Origin of the sequence: Alkalihalophilus pseudofirmus OF4, assembly GCF_000005825.2 — a bacterium.
Classification (GTDB): Bacteria; Bacillota; Bacilli; order Bacillales; family Bacillaceae_D; genus Alkalihalophilus; species Alkalihalophilus pseudofirmus.
The window spans coordinates 99,426-115,492 of record NC_013792.1 but is presented as its reverse complement, the minus strand read 5'-3'; the positions used below and the strand labels follow the sequence as shown (position 1 = coordinate 115,492).

Sequence of the window (16,067 nt, the reverse complement as noted above, 5' to 3'; positions counted from 1 at the left end):
TATGAAACATAAAAAGACCTTTATTGCAGGATTGATAGGTACATTTGTTGTTTTGTTATGTTGTGCTACACCTATATTAGTTATTTTATTAGGTGCTGTTGGATTAGGGGCGATAACAGGCTATTTGGATTATGTTCTGATTCCTGTTTTAGCCGTTTTTCTTGGTTTAACTTTTTATGCTTATTCTAAATATGAAAAATCAAATAAAAATAAGGAGATGTAAAAAATGAAAGAAAGAGTTGTTGCAATTGCTTCGATGTTTTCAGCTTTTTTAGCTAGTCTATGTTGAATTGGCTTAGCGATTTTGATACCACTTGGTCTAAGTGGTTTAGCTGGAACACTTGCAGTTACGTTTGCTCCATATCGAATGTTGTTTATCGTTATTACGGTTATTATGCTTTCTATCGCTCATTTACTTGTATGGAAACAAAAAAATAGTTCAAAGAAGAAAACGAAAAAGTTGTTATGGATTAGCACAATCGTTTCTGGAGCAATGCTTATCTATACATTATTTAGTCAGGGGATATAAGGCATGATGAAATATTTAATATATCTGTTCATTGTATTTGGATCGGTTTTCATCCTTTCTGGGTGCGGTCAAGAAACAATTGAAGATAGTTCTAAAACAAGTACAGACTCATCGGAAAATTTAGAATCTGTTTCGTTTAAAATAGATGGGTTTACTTGAGTATCTTGTGCATTTACGGTGAGGTCCGCCGTTTCCAATTTAGAGGATGTTCAAAATGTAGAGGTTGAAGGTTCAGGAGAAACTCAACTTACATTTGATTCATCAAAGATTAGTTTAGATGAAATTGAAAAAGTAATTACTGATTTAGGGTATGAGATAAGAAAGTAGGGAAAATTAAGATAAAACAGGAGGATGACTACATGAATAAATTCAAGATAAATATTCAAGGAATGACTTGTACGGGTTGTGAAGAGCATGTAGCTGTAGCACTTGAAAAAATAGGTGCTAGAAATATTGAAGCTAGCTTTCGTCGTGGTGAAGCAGTATTTGAATTATCCGATGATATTGGGGTTGAAATTGTAAAAAAGGCAATTGATGAAGCAAAATATCAACTAGGAGAAATAGAAGAAGTTTCACCACAAGAAAATGTGGTGTTGGGTGATGATGGAGATTATGACTTACTTATCATTGGTTCTGGTGGGGCTGCTTTTTCGGCTGCGATTAAAGCAATTGAATACGGGGCAAAAGTAGGCATGATTGAGCGTGGAACGGTTGGGGGAACATGTGTAAATATTGGTTGTGTGCCATCAAAAACACTTCTTAGAGCTGGGGAAATCAATCATTTAGCAAAAGTTAACTCATTTACGGGTTTGCAAACTTCAGCTGGAGAAGTGGAATTAGCACCTCTAATTAAGCAGAAAAATAAATTAGTGAGTGAGCTTAGGAATCAAAAATATGTTGATTTAATTGATGAATATGGCTTTGATTTAATTGAAGGTGAAGCAAAGTTTGTTAATGAAAATATAGTTGAAGTTAACGGGAAGAAACTTTCAGCAAAGCGTTTCTTAATTGCAACGGGGGCTTCTCCTTCTTTACCGTCGCTTTCAGGACTTGAAGAAGTGGATTATCTAACAAGTACAACACTACTTGAATTAAGAAAGGTGCCAAAGCGATTAACGGTTATCGGTTCAGGATATATCGGAATGGAGCTTGGGCAACTGTTTCATAATTTAGGTTCAGAAGTAACACTTATGCAAAGAAGTGAGCGACTTTTAAAAGAGTATGACCCAGAGATTTCAGAAGCAGTAGAAAAAGCGTTAATTGAACAAGGTATAAACCTTGTCAAAGGGGCAACTCTTGAGCGTGTAGAACAAGTCGGAAAGCTAAAAAAGGTTCATGTAACAATAGATGGTAAGAAAAAAGTTGTGGAATCAGAGCAGTTACTTGTTGCAACAGGAAGAAAACCAAATACGGATTCTTTAAATTTAAGTGCAGCAGGGGTTGAAGTCGGAAAACGAAAAGAAATCCTGATAAATGATTATGCTAGAACAAGTAATGAAAAGGTTTATGCAGCAGGAGATGTAACATTAGGACCTCAATTTGTCTATGTAGCAGCCTATGAAGGTGGACTTGTTGCGGATAATGCGATTGGTGGATTAAATAAAAAATTAGATTTATCGGTTGTTCCTGGTGTGATATTTACAAATCCATCGATTGCAACGGTTGGTTTAACAGAGGAACAAGCAAAAGAAAAAGGCTATGAAGTAAAAACCACTGTATTACCTTTAGATGCCGTTCCAAGAGCGATTGTAAATCGTGAAACAACAGGTGTTTTCAAGCTAGTTGCTGACGCGAAAACATTAAAAGTCCTTGGGGTTCATATCGTATCTGAAAATGCAGGTGATGTGATTTATGCAGCGACATTAGCCGTTAAATTTGGTTTAACTGTTGAGGATTTAAAAGAAAGCCTTGCACCATATTTAACAATGGCAGAAGGATTAAAGCTGGCTGCACTTACCTTTGATAAAGATGTATCGAAATTATCTTGTTGTGCAGGATGATAAAAGAGGTTCCCAATTGGGAGCCTTTTTTAGTATGGATAAAAAGGTAATGAAAGTGACTCTTTTTATTACGCAGTACAAAGATAAAGCAAAGCAAAATTTCCAATATGATGTATTTGTTTTCCCTCAAGGTTCGAGTTCAAAGAAATATAATTAATTTTGTCATTTCATTGCAATTTTACTTTTCCATGTTAAATTCAGTGTAATTATTATTTTGAGATTGACCTGAGAGGAGAATCAAGATGAAACTAAGACCATCTTGTTCTATGTGCCTTAATTTTGACGCCATTAGAAAACATTGTATTCTATTACATACTGATAAGACTTTAGATGATAAAAAATCAGCAGAGAAATGTAGCAATGAAGGAAGGTTCGTAAGGGATATCAATGTTCTACCTTCTTTACATAACTATTTTGATGATAATGATCCCCAAGCAGACTATTGGCAGCAAGATTTAAGCAAGCTGCCTAAAGACGAAAATGGTGTACCTTTGTTTGTTTATACACATCGAGGGACAGAGAGGGCTATACCAGCCAATGGTGATGTACATCTACAAGGTGATATATTTACTGGGGTTCCGAGAATTTACACAAGACAAGGGCAACGAGAAGCCATTAGAGAGCTAGGTGTAGATTTAGCTCGTATTGAAGCAGAAAAGAATGGGGTCCCTTTAACTGTGTTACCTGGTGAAGAGTTAGAGCAAGGCATGGACATGTATAAAAAGAGGGTATCTAGCATAAAAAGTATGTGGGTACATGAGGAGGGTAAAGATGGACTGGACTGGTGATCCATTCATAGATCAGGAGCTAAATGATTTACGTAGTAATATCATAAACATGTGCGGACCGTCTGAGTAGTAAACTTGATGGAGAACACATTCATAAACAACTAGAAGATATTGAACTTCTTTATACGAACGCGTTAATAATAACTAAACAAGGGGAGCCCTTGCTACGTCATGCTCCCGGAAGTCTAGTGCAGTTGAATAAAGATGCTGATCTAGGAACCCTCGCTAGAATACAAAGTTTACTTGAAAAAGAAATCTGTTTATTTTAAACGTACATTTTGTGTTACTATTGAGTAGTAATATAAATATTTAACTATCGGACGGAAGCACCGCCAATACCCTTGCTTGGGTATTGGCTTTTTTTGTAGCTAAGTAAAATAATTGACTATAACTAAAAGGGAGAAGGAGAGAAATAATATGGAGTTAAAGCGTTATTTATCTGAAAAGCCAGGAGTATACAAAATTGTAGGCTTGGCTTATGCACAACCAGAAACGAATCCATTCACTGGAGAAAAAAGGTTAGGGGTTACAGTAAAAGTCGGAACGAAAGAAGATCCTGTTGATATTAAGCCCTTTTTATCTTTGCTGCCGACTGTTAGGTTACAGTAATTTTAAGGCTAAGGGGATTACTCCAAATAAAAAGATAGAAACAATGACTACCTGAACGGTAGCTAGTGTATAAATTAGCTTAATTCTCAATTCATACTTTTTCTTTTCATTAGGTACGTTAGATTTTAACTTTCTGTAAATGCTATCATTAATTAATACTAAGATACCGAGAATTATAGTTGAAGAAATAACTGTTAACATATTTTAGCTCCAATCAAAAAAGGTAATATAATAATAACAGTATATTTTATTTTTGATCAGGTAATGATAAATAGTAGAAGCATAAATTTTTGAGCTTCTACTATTTATTTTGCTTTTATTACTGCCTGACTATACTGTTTACGAAACTTCTAACAGGATAGGAGAGGGGAACATTATTTTCTTTTTCTCCTTTTCCCCATCTCTTCAGCAGCTTTCTTCGCTTTCTCTAAACTCGTATTGATATAAAGAAGGGAAGTTTCTGGTGAACTATGCCCGAGTTGTGTCATAACGAGCGGAATGTCGCCCGTTTGTTCTGCAAGATTGGTAGCATACGTGTGTCTTAGTTTATGAGGCGACATACGCTTATCATAGGATTCAGTATACTTAGCAATTATTTTTTGGATCGCTCGATTAGAGAGAGGGGAATAGCCATTTTTCCCTTTAGTAATAAATACATAAGCATTTGGATCACTATCTGCGTTATACCGTTCATTCCGGATCTCTAAGTAAGCTTCTAAATCTTCTAAGGCTTCTGGTATAACGGTCACCGAATCTTTCTTATTTCCCTTGCGTATGACTCGTATGAGCCTTTGAGTAAAGTCTACATCGCCCAGTTTAAGATTAGATAACTCATTTAAGCGAATGCCTGATCCTAAAAATAAAGAAAGGATAGCAAAATCACGCTCTTTATCTCTTTTGAAATAACGTGTTTGACCCTTCGTAAGCGTTTGTTCATATTCCTTCTGGACATAATGTAAGAAGTCAGCGTCCGCGTTATCTACAAATATTTTACTTGTCATATTAGCAGCACGTTCACTACGTGACTCTATGACTTTATGAACAGGAATCTTTTGCATGACATTCCGATGAAAGTAGGGTTCATGATTTTCAGCTTCGGCTTCGACCGTTAAATATTTAAAAAGACTTCTAAGGGCTGATTTCATACGGTTAACCGTTTTTTCCTGTACCTGTTTATATTCCTCAGACTTCTTAGAAACCAAGTATTTTCTTCGCAGCATGGTTTTGAAGAAGGCTTGAGCTTCTTGTAAGGAGAGGTTAGCAAGGGTCTCCACTGACACATCTTTTATATCTTTTGCCTCGGATATCCCTTCACTAATCAGCCAATTCAAAAACTCCTGATAATCACGAGCATAGTTAAATAGGGTAAGTGAGGAGCGATAGTCTAAGCGAGAATCCAAGTATTCAATGATGTAAGGGGGCATTTTATCCATTAAGTCTAGTAATCTTTTTTCGTAGTATTCATGTTGTTTAGAAGACATAAGCTACCTCCTTGTCGTTTTTTGTCGAATTGTTCGTATAATCCAATTATCATGAAAAGTTAAATTTAGTAGTAACGTCAAGATCTTCTTCTACGACTGTCTTAAATAAATCATAGTCAGAGGGGCTCGGTGTTGAATATCTATTAGAAAATTCCAAAATATTTAATTCTCTAATTATTGGTAAGCAGTCCGAATCAAACCTAAGAATTGTGTTATATGTAAATAAATACATTCCTGCATTTCCTACTTGTTGAATGAGATATTCAGTATAGAATTTTTCTTCCCACGGTTCCATCAAGCCTTTATATTTGGCTATTATCATAAGGGTTTGTTGTACATTGTTTAAAAAATAAGAATATTCATCAGTCTTATCCAACTCTAAGTAACATTTCTCAGCTATATCACCATAAAAAAGAATAGTAGAATTCTTAAACTTGTTATTTAGTTCCTTCTCGAAACTTTCCTTATCGGATAGTTTACTTTCTACAGTAGCTTCCATTTTGTCATGTAACCTTTCTTGCATAATTTCTAAACACTTTTTTCCTTTATAAATCCTTGCCTTGTTCGCAATTTCTAAATTATTAATAGTTTTTTTTAGTTCTTCTATTAGTGTGAAGAAAGTACTTTCAAAACGCTGCATTCTTGTAGTTTTACTTTGTTCCTGTAAAGCAGTTTTTGCAGATTCTATTTCTTCCCTAAGCAAAGTTACCTCTGTTTGTTGAAGAATAATTTGCTTTTTTTGAAGGTTGATTGTTCTAATAATATATAAGATCGTTATAATTGTGAAAAAGGGAATTGTGCTTCCTGAAATAAAGTCCCCATATGGAGCTAGGTCTACAAATGAAATTTCTAAAAAATAAACAAGAATAAAACCTACAACCAATGATATGAAAGCAAACTGTTTATGGCAAACTAAATATGTAGGAAATGGCAGTTAATTTGTGTAGGGCCCGGAGGGCCCTACACAAATTAAAAAAGCCACTTGTCAACTTCTCATAATAACTTTAAACTCCTCGTTGGACCAACAACGTTTAACAGGAGGCTATTAGGAGATGTTAGCAGTGGCACAAATTGATTATATCAGACATGAAGTGAATCAAAAAGGTGGAACTTATTCCAGTGTGGCAAGAAAGATGGAACTGGATCCTCGTACAGTTTCTAAGTATGCGAATCAAGAAGAGTTTCCAGTAAAAAAACCACAGAAAAGAAGCTCTAGAGTGATGGATCCAGTGAAGCCTATTTTAGATAAGTGGATTCGAGAAGACTTAAAAAAGAAAAAGAAGAATCATAGAACTGCCAAAAGAATGTACGAGCAGTTAGTTAAGTTTCATAGCTTCGAAGGTTCTGCACGTACAGTTCGTGACTATGTTTCAAGAAGGAAGAAAGAGCTAAAAGAATATATAGAAGGAGCTTCATTACCTCTTGAATCCATACCAGGAACAGCACAAGTTGATTTTGGTACAGCACCCTTCTTATATGAATCAGAGATAATAGACCTACCGTATTTAGTGATGTCATTTCCGTACAGTAATTCATTCCTGTTTCAGGTATTTCCTTCGGAAAACACTGAGTGTTTACTAGAGGGTCTACAACGTATGTTTCACTATATGGGTGGTGTGCCGACAACGATACGATTCGATAACTTATCCCCCGCCGTGAAAAAGATAAAAGGTAAGGGTGAACGTGAACTCACTGATACATTTGAACGTTTTGTCTTACACTATGGGTTCAGTTACGAATTTTGTAATCCTGGGAAGGGGAATGAAAAAGGACACGTTGAAGCAATGGTGAAATATGTTCGAAATAACTTCTTCTTACCCGAGTGCACCATAGTGGATCTCGACCAATTTAATGAAACACTTTGGCAATGCGCAGAGGAAGACCGAAATCGTCCACACTACTTAAAAGAAACGCTTCAATCAGAGTTATATAAGGAAGACAAAAAGGAATGGCTTATCCTTCCTGAGAAGAAGTTTGAATGTGTGCGTTATCAGGAAGTGAAGGCAGATAAATACGGGATTATAAACATCGATAACAAGGAATATTCAACGTCGCCTAGATTTGCCAAGCAGCGCATAAATATTTGTGTAACCTATAACTCTATTATTGTATTGAACGAAGAACGTCAGGTTATTGTAAAGCATTCTCGTTTATATGGAGTAAAAAGAAGGTCGATGAACTGGCAACCATATTTACACTTACTATCAAAACGTCCAAAGGCAATTAAATATTCTAGTTTATATGACCAATTTCCCCTTGAATGGTCCAACTTTTTAAGAGATTGTACAGAAGAAGAGCAGAAAGAAGTTTTACGTCTTTTAGCTACGCTCTTAAAAAATGATGATTTTACTTTATTGAATGAGGCATTAGAGTTAGCTTCTTCACATGGTCATCCTAGTGCGGATCAAATCAAGCATTGTTTCTATTCTCTACTAAATCAAGGTACATCTTATGAGGCGATTACTCCTCGTCTTAATGTTCCAACAGTACCTAGCGCAACTCGTGGGCTTTCTCATTACGATGCTTTTTTTCAAGGGGGTACGAGTGAATGAACGAGCAAATACAAGCCTACGCAAAGCGACTAAAGTTAAGTTGGATTAGAGAGAATTTTAATCAAATAGAAGCAGAAACAAATGAAGAGTACCTATTAAAGCTTTTTGAAAAGGAAGTCCAAAATCGGGAAGAAAGAAAAGTTAATTTATTACTAAGTCAAGCTCAGCTACCGAAGACAGGTTCTACTCCTTTCCAATGGGAACATATACAAATTCCACAAGGAATTGAACGTACAGCTGTCATTAATGGTGACTTTATTAAGGAGAGGGAAAACCTTATTTTATACGGTGGTGTCGGTACAGGAAAGACTTATTTGGCAACATTACTATCCTTAAATGCCATACATAGATTTGGCAGCCAGGTAAAGTTCTATACAGTGGCAGGCTTGGTTAATAAACTAATTGAAGCAAACCAGAAAAACACTCTACCAAAGCTGATGAAACAAATCGAAAAGCTAGACCTTTTAATACTTGATGAGCTCGGCTATATTCCGTTAAACAAAGAAGGAGCAGAGCTTTTATTTCAAGTGATTTCTATGTGTTATGAAAACCGAAGTATAGTGATTACAACCAATCTTCAATTCGGTCAATGGAATCATGTTTTTGGCGACCCGATTCTAACAGAAGCTGTCATTGACCGCCTGATTCACCATTCTCATTTACTTGTTTTTAAAGGAGATAGTTTTCGTTATAAAGAGTCTTTATTGCATCAATAATTTGAAGTGACAAGTGGCATGCATATTTAATTGCCATTTGGTACATTTTTTAATTGCCAAATACAGCGATACGCAATCCAAGGTTTTGATCAGATCTATGATGTAGATAATTCACAATCATATTCAGATCGCTTATACAAAAGGCGACTTGACTATGCTAATCATGTAGATAGAGAATTTCTGTATTTATTAACTGATGACCTTAATAGTATGTTTGAAATTACCGACCTAGATAATGTTCAAGAATTTATTAAACTCCTAAAACGTTTAGTTTATCATTTAGCTATTAACTACTTTAATTATATACTGGAACAACTTAGTTTAGGAAAAGCTGATATACCGGATCTGGTTACTCATGGTGATTATATAGAACCCTTTATCATAGAGGTTCCTATTGTCAAAGGAGGGCCTTTTGTATTCCATTCATGGGGGGAATGTGCAACTATAAATATAGATTATCAAAAAATCTGCCCATCAAAAACAACTACTCGAGTTAGTAATACAACTGAAGAAATAAATAAACACCCTTTAAAAGATGCTATAGATAGAATATAAATAGTTTTGCAAGTGGAAACTGAGGCTGACTTTATTCATTTTGGAACCAATCATACTTCTTACTTGAACTGGAATATTTTCTACGATTCAATAGTGTACTTGTCTAGTCGGCGGAAAAGAGGAGTTATAACAGGTAGCAAAAGATCAAATTCTCAAGGTTTATTCTAGTAGAAAGAGAATAAGTCTGCAAAAAAAGAGTCAGATCGCATAGTAACTACGATTCGACTCTTTTTTTTGCAGACTTATTTTAAAATAGACAATCATAAACAGAATATTTAGGTTGTAAATTAGAAATAGAGTGAATATAATGGTATTAAAGTTGCACTAGGGAAAAATAAATTTACAAGTACAAGTTTATTTCGTTAATGCAAATACATAAATTAATTTATTAGAGGTGTTCCTGTAGAACCTTTTATTTTTGGCGAAAAGTTGCCTTAGTGAAAGTTTGTAAGTTATATGCAAATCATCAAACAACTAAAAGGAGTGAAAAACGTTGGACGACATATTATTAATTCAGAATTTACATGTTTCCTATCACGGAAAAGAAGTGTTAAGAAATATATCATTCTCCACAAAAAAAGGGGAAATTGTTGGAATCATCGGTCCAAATGGGGCGGGAAAGTCAACTTTATTAAAATCACTGTTGCATTTGATCCCAAAAGATAAGGGTGAAATAAACATCGCAGGTAAATCGATTCAGGAAATGCGGGAGAAAATTGCCTATGTCCCTCAACGTAGCACTATTGACTGGGACTTCCCTATTACAGTGATTGATACAGTCTTGATCGGAACATATCCGAAACTTGGCTTGTTTAAACGACCAAAGAAAAGAGAAAGAGAATGGGCCTATGAATGTTTAAAAAAAGTTGGGATGAAAGAGTATAGTCAGCGTCAAATTGGAGAGTTATCGGGTGGGCAACAGCAACGAGTATTCGTTGCTAGGGCGTTAGCTCAAAATCCAGAATTGTTTTTTCTTGATGAACCATTTGTCGGGATCGATGTGACAAGTGAGGAAACCATTATTAACATTTTGCGTGAACAGCGAGATGAAGGAAAAACCGTTTTCATTGTCCATCATGATTTAAGTAAAGCAGGTGCGTATTTTGATGAGTTGTTGTTACTAAATAAAGAACTAATCAAATATGGATCTGTACACGAGGTATGTCGACCAGAGATAATTTCGAAAGCTTACCATGGACAATTATCCTTTTTAGAAGAAATGGGGATGACAATATCATGAGTATAATTGCTTTCTATGAGTCTATTTTACAATATGAGTTTTTACAAAGAGCATTACTTACATCAGTTCTAGTAGGGATTGTTTGTGGAGTTATAGGTTGTTTTATCATTTTAAGAGGGATGTCCTTAATGGGGGATGCCATTTCGCATGCTGTTCTTCCAGGGGTTGCGATCTCTTATATGCTAGGAATCAATATTTTTTATGGTGCTGTAGTGACTGGTTTACTTACAGCGATTGCCATTGGCTATATTAGTCAAAATAGTCGGATTAAAGATGATACATCGATTGGCATCATGTTTACTGCTGCTTTTGCAGTGGGAATTATCGTTATTACTTTCTTGCAAAGTAGCACCGATTTATACCATATCTTATTTGGGAATGTTCTGGCTGTCCCTACCTCTGAAATGTGGATGACCTTAATTGTTACAGTCATAGTATTACTATCTGTCTATCTATTTTTTAAAGAGTTACTTGTTACGACCTTTGATCCTACTATGTCAGCAGCTTATGGCTTACCTAATAAAATCATACATTATCTGTTAATGGCCCTTTTAACAATGGCTACAGTTGCTTCATTGCAAACAGTCGGGATTGTATTAGTTGTAGCGATGTTAATAACACCTGCAGCAACTGCCTACCTCTTGACGAATCACTTGGGGATTATGGTTTTTCTAGCAGCTGGTTTTGGCGTTGTTGCTTCAATAATTGGTCTTTATTTTAGCTTTTCGTATAATTTAGCTTCTGGACCAACGATTGTCGTTGTAGCAAGTACATTTTTTGCCATGGCATTTTTCTTATCACCTAAACAAGGGTTGTTATGGCGTTCTTTACGTGCTCGAAAAAATAGAGCGCTGGTAACACAATCAAATGGTTAAAATAATATTCGTAAAAGGGAGAGGAAATATGAGAAATTTATTATTTATTACTACAATTCTTACACTGTTTTTACTTGGGGCATGTGGTAGTAAACCGACTGGTCAAGAAGAAAGTACGAATCAAAAATTGGAGGTTGTCACGACTTATTCTATTATTTATGATATTACAAAAAATGTCGGAGGAGATATAGTAGAAATTTATAATTTAACCCCCATCGGTGCAGATCCACACGAATATGACCCACTTCCAGAGGATGTTAAGAAAACAACTGATGCAGATGTTGTCTTTTATAATGGGTTAAACTTAGAAGAAGGAAACGGATGGTTTAGGAAGTTAATTGAAGTTGCTGGAAAAGGAGATGAGGATGCACCCGTTTATCTAGTGAGTGAAGGAGTAGTACCGATTCTTTTAGAATCCCAAGGCTTAGAAGAGGAAGCTGATCCACATGCTTGGCTCGATTTGCGTAACGGAATTACGTATACTGAAAATATACGCGATGCATTAATTAAAGAAGACCCCGAGAATGAGAGTATTTATGTAGAAAATGCTACTCAATATATACAAGAGCTATCCGAACTGCATGAGAAAGCGATTGAAAGCATTGCGACTATCGATGAGAATAAGCGATTTTTAATTACAAGTGAAGGGGCATTTAAATATTTTGGTGCCGCCTATGACATAGAAACAGGGTATATTTGGGAAATTAATTCTGAAAATCAAGGCTCTCCTCAACAAATGCGTGATGTAATAGATCTAGTGCGAGATAAAGGGATAACATCTCTTTTTATTGAAACAAGTGTAGATCGCCGTACCATGGAAACTGTATCACAAGAAACGGGTGTACCTATTGTAGGCACTGTTTATACAGATTCTCTTGGAAAAGAAGGAACAGATGGGGATACTTATTTAAAAATGATGGAGTCAAACATTAATGTAATTATTGAAGGTTTAAGTAAGTGATTTATGTTTTAAAGAAAACACATTATCCGTACAAAGGGTAATGTGTTTTCTTATGAATCGTCAATTGGTTAAAAACTATTTAAGCAAAAATTAGTTCACAAAATGTACCAATAAAATTTTTGCAACTTCTTCACACTTTCTTTAAATTTCAATCCTATTCTATTAATAGTCATTGAAATGAGGTGAGATTAATGTTAATAAGTAGTAATTTTAAAGAAAAAGTTAAAGAATTAGCTGATAGTAATTTGATGTGTAGTCTTAAGGATAAGCAGCACATTACCATTCCCAGTTCAATTAGGAGGAAATTAAATATCTTACCTGGAGAAGAGGTTGCAGTAGGATTAGCAGATGGCTTAAAAGATCTAATTATTAAAAAAAACTCCGATCATTCTCTTGATAATAAAATGATAGTGAGTGAAAGAGGCTCTATTCGTATTCCTACAGAATTAACAAGAGCTTTGGGTCTGTGTAAAGGTGATGTATTTCACATATATCTTTTAATAAAGGATAATTGTATCCTTCTAAAAAAGGAAAATTGATTGGCGTAATTTAGCTTTTTGTTTATTTTTTCAGAGAAAAATAAGTGTGACGTTTTTATGAAGATGCAGTTTAATTTTATTTCTTCATAAATTCTATATACTTTTTTATTAGACTTATTTTTGAGAACGTAATTAAATTTTTTTGGAAAAGGGGAAATAAACATTGAAAAAGCCATACGGATTAGCTGGTATAGCGCTGGCATTGTCTTTAGTTATAGCCGGTTGCTCAAATGATGCTGTTGACCATTCTGCGATGGGACATGGTGAATCTCAGCAGGAAGAACAAACACAGGAAGCGACAACAGAAGATGGAAAGAGAGTTTTTGACATAAATGTTACAGAAACTCACTGGATGTTCAATGATGAAATCATGGATGATGCATGGACTTATAATGGAAGTTTACCTGGTCAAGAAATTAGAGTTCAAGAAGGAGATACTGTAATTTTAAATGTGACCAATTCTTTAGACGAACCTACTGCTCTTCATCTACACGGATTTCCGGTTCCGAATGAGATGGATGGTGTTCCTGGTGTAACACAAAATGCAATACTGCCTGGCGAACAGTTCACTTATGAATATCAGGCCGATGTACCAGGAACATATTGGTATCACTCGCACCAAGATGGTTCAAAGCAAGTTGGGAAAGGTCTTTATGGGGTCTTTATTGTTGAGTCGTCAGCTGATAAGTCATATGATGTAGATGAAGTAATTGTAATTGATGAATGGTCTTCAATGGGAACTGATATGAGTGAAATGGATCATGGTGACATGGACATGGGTGAAATGAGTGAAATGGACCACGGTGACATGGACATGAGTGAAATGAATGATATGGATCACGGTGATATGGACGGTGTTGCAAGTGAATTAAGTCATGCAGATATGATGAATGAAATGTATGACACACCACTTATAAATGGTAAGGCTTCACCTGCAATTGAAGCAATTGAAGTAGAAGAAGGAAATAAAGTCAAACTTCGTTTTGTGAATGCAGGGCTATTCACACAAGTAGTATCTATACCGGGTCATTCTTTTAAAATTACACACTATGATGGCCAACCTGTAAATGGACCAGAACTTTTAAATGATACAGCTTTTCGAATTGCACCTGCAGAACGCTATGAAGTTGAGGTAGAAATGAAAAACCCTGGAGCGTGGGGAATACAAGTATTTGCTGAAGAAAATGAGAAAACTCTTAATACTGTAATTCCTGTTATTTATGATGGTTATGAAGATGAGGAATTACAAGAGAATGATTCAAACTATTCATTTTTTGATTTAACTACTTATGGACAGGCGATGGAACAGAATCTTGGAGTTATTACAAAAGAGTATGATATGCTTCTTGGAACGGAAGATGGAGGTGAGACCTTCACGATTAATGACAAACAATTTCCTGACCATGAAATTTATGAAGTAGAAGAAGGTGACATTGTTAAGTTTACCATTGTAAACGATACAGAGGTCGATCACCCAATGCATTTGCACGGAGAGTTTTTCAACGTAATTTCGAAAGATGGAAACCCAATTCAAGGATCTCCGATTCTAAAGGATACGTTAAACGTTAAACCTGGTGAAACATACGAAATCGTCTTCGAGGCTAATAACCCTGGGAATTGGATGTTCCACTGTCATGAATTTCATCATGCGAGCGGTGGGATGGTAGCAGAAGTTCGTTACAAAGGATACGAACCAACTTTCACATTAGATCCAACTATTCCAAATACACCAGAGTAATCCCTATTAGTTAAAAATCATTAAAATGAAATTTACTCGAATGATAGGCCGTTTTCGGTTTATTGTTCGGGTAATTTACTTTAATAATAAAATAGTGATGTTCTGTTCTGTAGAGTTAACGTTTAAAGCAAGGGGGACTCGATCATTTTTTAAATTGTAATTAAAAAATGTAGATTGGGGGGCATGATACGATACTAAACAAACGTTGAGTTTATGGAGGGATTTTCAAAATATTATTATAACATACTACAATGCCACCACTGCCGTTTTATCTGAATTAAGTTGAAATTCACAACCTTAACTAGGATTAGAATTATAATAAGAATGATTTTATAAAGTTGTTTTAGTGAAAAATAAACAAACACAAATCAATTTGAAATGTGTTTGCCTACTAATGTAAATGAATGAGATTCTAATTTCTTACTTATTTAAACCTTGTTTTAAAGCTTCAATATTCCCTCTCATTATACTTATATAGTTCTCGCCGTTATCAATATCTTCTTGTGTTGCTGCTTCAAGGTTGTGTAAATATAATATGTCAGCACCAATTTCGTCAGCTATCATTTCAGCAATTTTAGATGTGAAATTTTGTTCAACAAACAGATGAGTAAGATTCAGAGACTGACCTAGTTCAAGAATCTCTTCAACTTGACGCTGAGACGGTTCGTTTGTAGGTGATAGTCCAGATATTGCAATTTGTTCAAGCCCGTACCTTTGTTCCCAATATCCATAGCCAGCATGAGATACTATAAATTGATTTCGTTCAGCAGTAGATACCATTTCTTCAAATTCAACGTGTAAATTTTCTAATTCAATTTTTAAGTTAGTATAGTTTTCTGTAAATTGCTCTTCGAATTCAGGTTGTAATTGAACAAGTAAATCATATATATTCTTAGCATATTGCAGGGCATATACCGGATCAAGCCAAGCATGCGGATCGACTCCAGCGTGCAAGTGTTCGTCTTCTTCATGAACATCCAAGTTCTCATCACTGTGTTCGTCTTCTTCATGAACATCCACATGTTCATCATCATCTTCTCTTAAAGGAATGTTATTAGAAGCTTGAAGAGCTACAACGTCCTCCTTCTCCATACTTTTTAGTACCGCATCAACAAAGCCTTCAAAGCCGGCTCCGTTATATACAAACGCATCTGCTTCCATTATTTCGATCATTTGTCTAGCTGTCGGTTCAAACGAATGAGCATCTGCGCCCAAAGGAACTACATTGATCACATCAACATGTTCTCCACCAATTTTCCGAGTAAAGTCTTCTAAAACAAAAGTAGTTGTGACAACTGTTAAGACTTCTTCTGTAATGGTATTTTCTGTTTCACCGTCTATTAATTCTTCCTCGTTATTTGATGCGTTACATGCACCAAGAATAACGATGAAAAATAATAGTAGTAAAACCGTAAGCTTCATTTTCATAATCTTGTCTCCTTTTCTAAATCGAAATTGTTACGTTTTGGATGTTAACTAGAAAA

The 16,067-nt window shown here is 35.3% G+C and carries 16 protein-coding genes and 1 pseudogene; 14 read left to right on the top strand and 3 right to left on the bottom strand.

Annotation, left to right across the window (positions count from 1 at the left end):
* Nucleotide 1 precedes the first annotated feature (1 nt).
* The 6 genes and pseudogenes from merF (at nt 2) to BPOF4_RS19750 (ending at nt 3,926) form a co-directional block, all read left to right on the top strand.
* Nucleotides 2-223, top strand: coding sequence for a mercury resistance system transport protein MerF (merF, locus tag BPOF4_RS19765; RefSeq protein ID WP_003322309.1), 222 nt, complete (start codon nt 2-4; stop codon nt 221-223).
* A gap of 3 nt (nt 224-226) precedes the next feature.
* Nucleotides 227-529, top strand: coding sequence for a mercuric transporter MerT family protein (locus BPOF4_RS22070; RefSeq protein ID WP_250634608.1), 303 nt, complete (start codon nt 227-229; stop codon nt 527-529).
* 174 nt (nt 530-703) lie between these two features.
* Nucleotides 704-856 (top strand): annotated as a pseudogene (locus tag BPOF4_RS22920) (heavy-metal-associated domain-containing protein); the annotation flags it as partial.
* A 32-nt stretch (nt 857-888) separates the two neighbouring features.
* Nucleotides 889-2,529: a mercury(II) reductase gene (gene merA / locus BPOF4_RS19760; RefSeq protein ID WP_003322304.1), complete on the top strand. Its 1,641-nt coding sequence runs from the start codon at nt 889-891 to the stop codon at nt 2,527-2,529.
* Nucleotides 2,530-2,771: 242 nt separating this feature from the next.
* Entirely contained in the window at nt 2,772-3,317 is a 546-nt protein-coding gene (locus BPOF4_RS19755; protein ID WP_012961024.1) for a hypothetical protein, read from the top strand.
* Nucleotides 3,318-3,734: 417 nt separating this feature from the next.
* Nucleotides 3,735-3,926: a hypothetical protein gene (locus tag BPOF4_RS19750; protein ID WP_012961023.1), complete on the top strand. Its 192-nt coding sequence runs from the start codon at nt 3,735-3,737 to the stop codon at nt 3,924-3,926.
* Between the two features lie 374 nt (nt 3,927-4,300).
* On the opposite strand, the gene xerS is transcribed toward BPOF4_RS19750, so the two are convergent.
* On the bottom strand, nt 4,301-5,407 hold the full coding sequence (gene xerS / locus BPOF4_RS19740; protein WP_012961021.1) for a tyrosine recombinase XerS: 1,107 nt from the start codon (nt 5,405-5,407) through the stop codon (nt 4,301-4,303).
* Nucleotides 5,408-5,456: 49 nt separating this feature from the next.
* Nucleotides 5,457-6,290 (bottom strand): hypothetical protein, encoded by an 834-nt coding sequence (locus tag BPOF4_RS19735; protein ID WP_012961020.1) that lies wholly within the window; start codon nt 6,288-6,290, stop codon nt 5,457-5,459.
* Nucleotides 6,291-6,459: 169 nt separating this feature from the next.
* Here BPOF4_RS19735 and istA point away from each other — a divergent pair, with 169 nt between their 5' ends.
* The 8 genes from istA to BPOF4_RS19695 all read left to right on the top strand — a co-directional run bounded on the left by istA (nt 6,460) and on the right by BPOF4_RS19695 (nt 14,583).
* Complete coding sequence (gene istA, locus BPOF4_RS19730) at nt 6,460-7,959, top strand: IS21 family transposase (protein ID WP_012961019.1); 1,500 nt, start codon at nt 6,460-6,462, stop codon at nt 7,957-7,959.
* A complete protein-coding gene (gene istB / locus BPOF4_RS19725) occupies nt 7,956-8,675 on the top strand; it encodes an IS21-like element helper ATPase IstB (protein ID WP_003320558.1) in 720 nt (239 codons plus the stop codon). The genes istA and istB overlap by 4 nt, the downstream gene beginning before the upstream one ends.
* A gap of 30 nt (nt 8,676-8,705) precedes the next feature.
* Nucleotides 8,706-9,230 carry a hypothetical protein gene (locus BPOF4_RS19720; protein WP_012961018.1) on the top strand — a complete coding sequence of 175 codons (525 nt, stop codon included), beginning with the start codon at nt 8,706-8,708 and terminating at the stop codon, nt 9,228-9,230.
* A 493-nt stretch (nt 9,231-9,723) separates the two neighbouring features.
* The gene (locus tag BPOF4_RS19715; protein ID WP_012961017.1) at nt 9,724-10,470 is read left to right on the top strand and encodes a metal ABC transporter ATP-binding protein; all 747 of its coding nucleotides are present in this window, start codon (nt 9,724-9,726) and stop codon (nt 10,468-10,470) included.
* The gene (locus BPOF4_RS19710; RefSeq protein ID WP_012961016.1) at nt 10,467-11,345 is read left to right on the top strand and encodes a metal ABC transporter permease; all 879 of its coding nucleotides are present in this window, start codon (nt 10,467-10,469) and stop codon (nt 11,343-11,345) included. The genes BPOF4_RS19715 and BPOF4_RS19710 overlap by 4 nt, the downstream gene beginning before the upstream one ends.
* A gap of 28 nt (nt 11,346-11,373) precedes the next feature.
* Nucleotides 11,374-12,306: a metal ABC transporter substrate-binding protein gene (locus BPOF4_RS19705; RefSeq protein WP_012961015.1), complete on the top strand. Its 933-nt coding sequence runs from the start codon at nt 11,374-11,376 to the stop codon at nt 12,304-12,306.
* A gap of 191 nt (nt 12,307-12,497) precedes the next feature.
* Nucleotides 12,498-12,845: an AbrB/MazE/SpoVT family DNA-binding domain-containing protein gene (locus tag BPOF4_RS19700; protein WP_012961014.1), complete on the top strand. Its 348-nt coding sequence runs from the start codon at nt 12,498-12,500 to the stop codon at nt 12,843-12,845.
* A gap of 163 nt (nt 12,846-13,008) precedes the next feature.
* Nucleotides 13,009-14,583 (top strand): multicopper oxidase family protein, encoded by a 1,575-nt coding sequence (locus tag BPOF4_RS19695; protein WP_012961013.1) that lies wholly within the window; start codon nt 13,009-13,011, stop codon nt 14,581-14,583.
* A 420-nt stretch (nt 14,584-15,003) separates the two neighbouring features.
* Here BPOF4_RS19695 and BPOF4_RS19690 read toward each other — a convergent pair whose 3' ends face one another.
* Nucleotides 15,004-16,011: a metal ABC transporter solute-binding protein, Zn/Mn family gene (locus tag BPOF4_RS19690; RefSeq protein ID WP_012961012.1), complete on the bottom strand. Its 1,008-nt coding sequence runs from the start codon at nt 16,009-16,011 to the stop codon at nt 15,004-15,006.
* Nucleotides 16,012-16,067: the final 56 nt, after the last annotated feature.

What these genes read in the sequence shown, in the direction of transcription:
- BPOF4_RS19700 (WP_012961014.1), top strand. Translation starts at nt 12,498, where the DNA reads ATGTTAATAAGTAGTAATTTTAAAGAAAAAGTTAAAGAATTAGCTGAT.
- BPOF4_RS19705 (WP_012961015.1), top strand. Translation starts at nt 11,374, where the DNA reads ATGAGAAATTTATTATTTATTACTACAATTCTTACACTGTTTTTACTT.
- merA (WP_003322304.1), top strand. Translation starts at nt 889, where the DNA reads ATGAATAAATTCAAGATAAATATTCAAGGAATGACTTGTACGGGTTGT.
- BPOF4_RS19710 (WP_012961016.1), top strand. Translation starts at nt 10,467, where the DNA reads ATGAGTATAATTGCTTTCTATGAGTCTATTTTACAATATGAGTTTTTA.
- istA (WP_012961019.1), top strand. Translation starts at nt 6,460, where the DNA reads ATGTTAGCAGTGGCACAAATTGATTATATCAGACATGAAGTGAATCAA.
- merF (WP_003322309.1), top strand. Translation starts at nt 2, where the DNA reads ATGAAACATAAAAAGACCTTTATTGCAGGATTGATAGGTACATTTGTT.
- xerS (WP_012961021.1), bottom strand. Translation starts at nt 5,407, where the DNA reads ATGTCTTCTAAACAACATGAATACTACGAAAAAAGATTACTAGACTTA.
- BPOF4_RS19755 (WP_012961024.1), top strand. Translation starts at nt 2,772, where the DNA reads ATGAAACTAAGACCATCTTGTTCTATGTGCCTTAATTTTGACGCCATT.
- BPOF4_RS19750 (WP_012961023.1), top strand. Translation starts at nt 3,735, where the DNA reads ATGGAGTTAAAGCGTTATTTATCTGAAAAGCCAGGAGTATACAAAATT.
- istB (WP_003320558.1), top strand. Translation starts at nt 7,956, where the DNA reads ATGAACGAGCAAATACAAGCCTACGCAAAGCGACTAAAGTTAAGTTGG.
- BPOF4_RS19690 (WP_012961012.1), bottom strand. Translation starts at nt 16,011, where the DNA reads ATGAAAATGAAGCTTACGGTTTTACTACTATTATTTTTCATCGTTATT.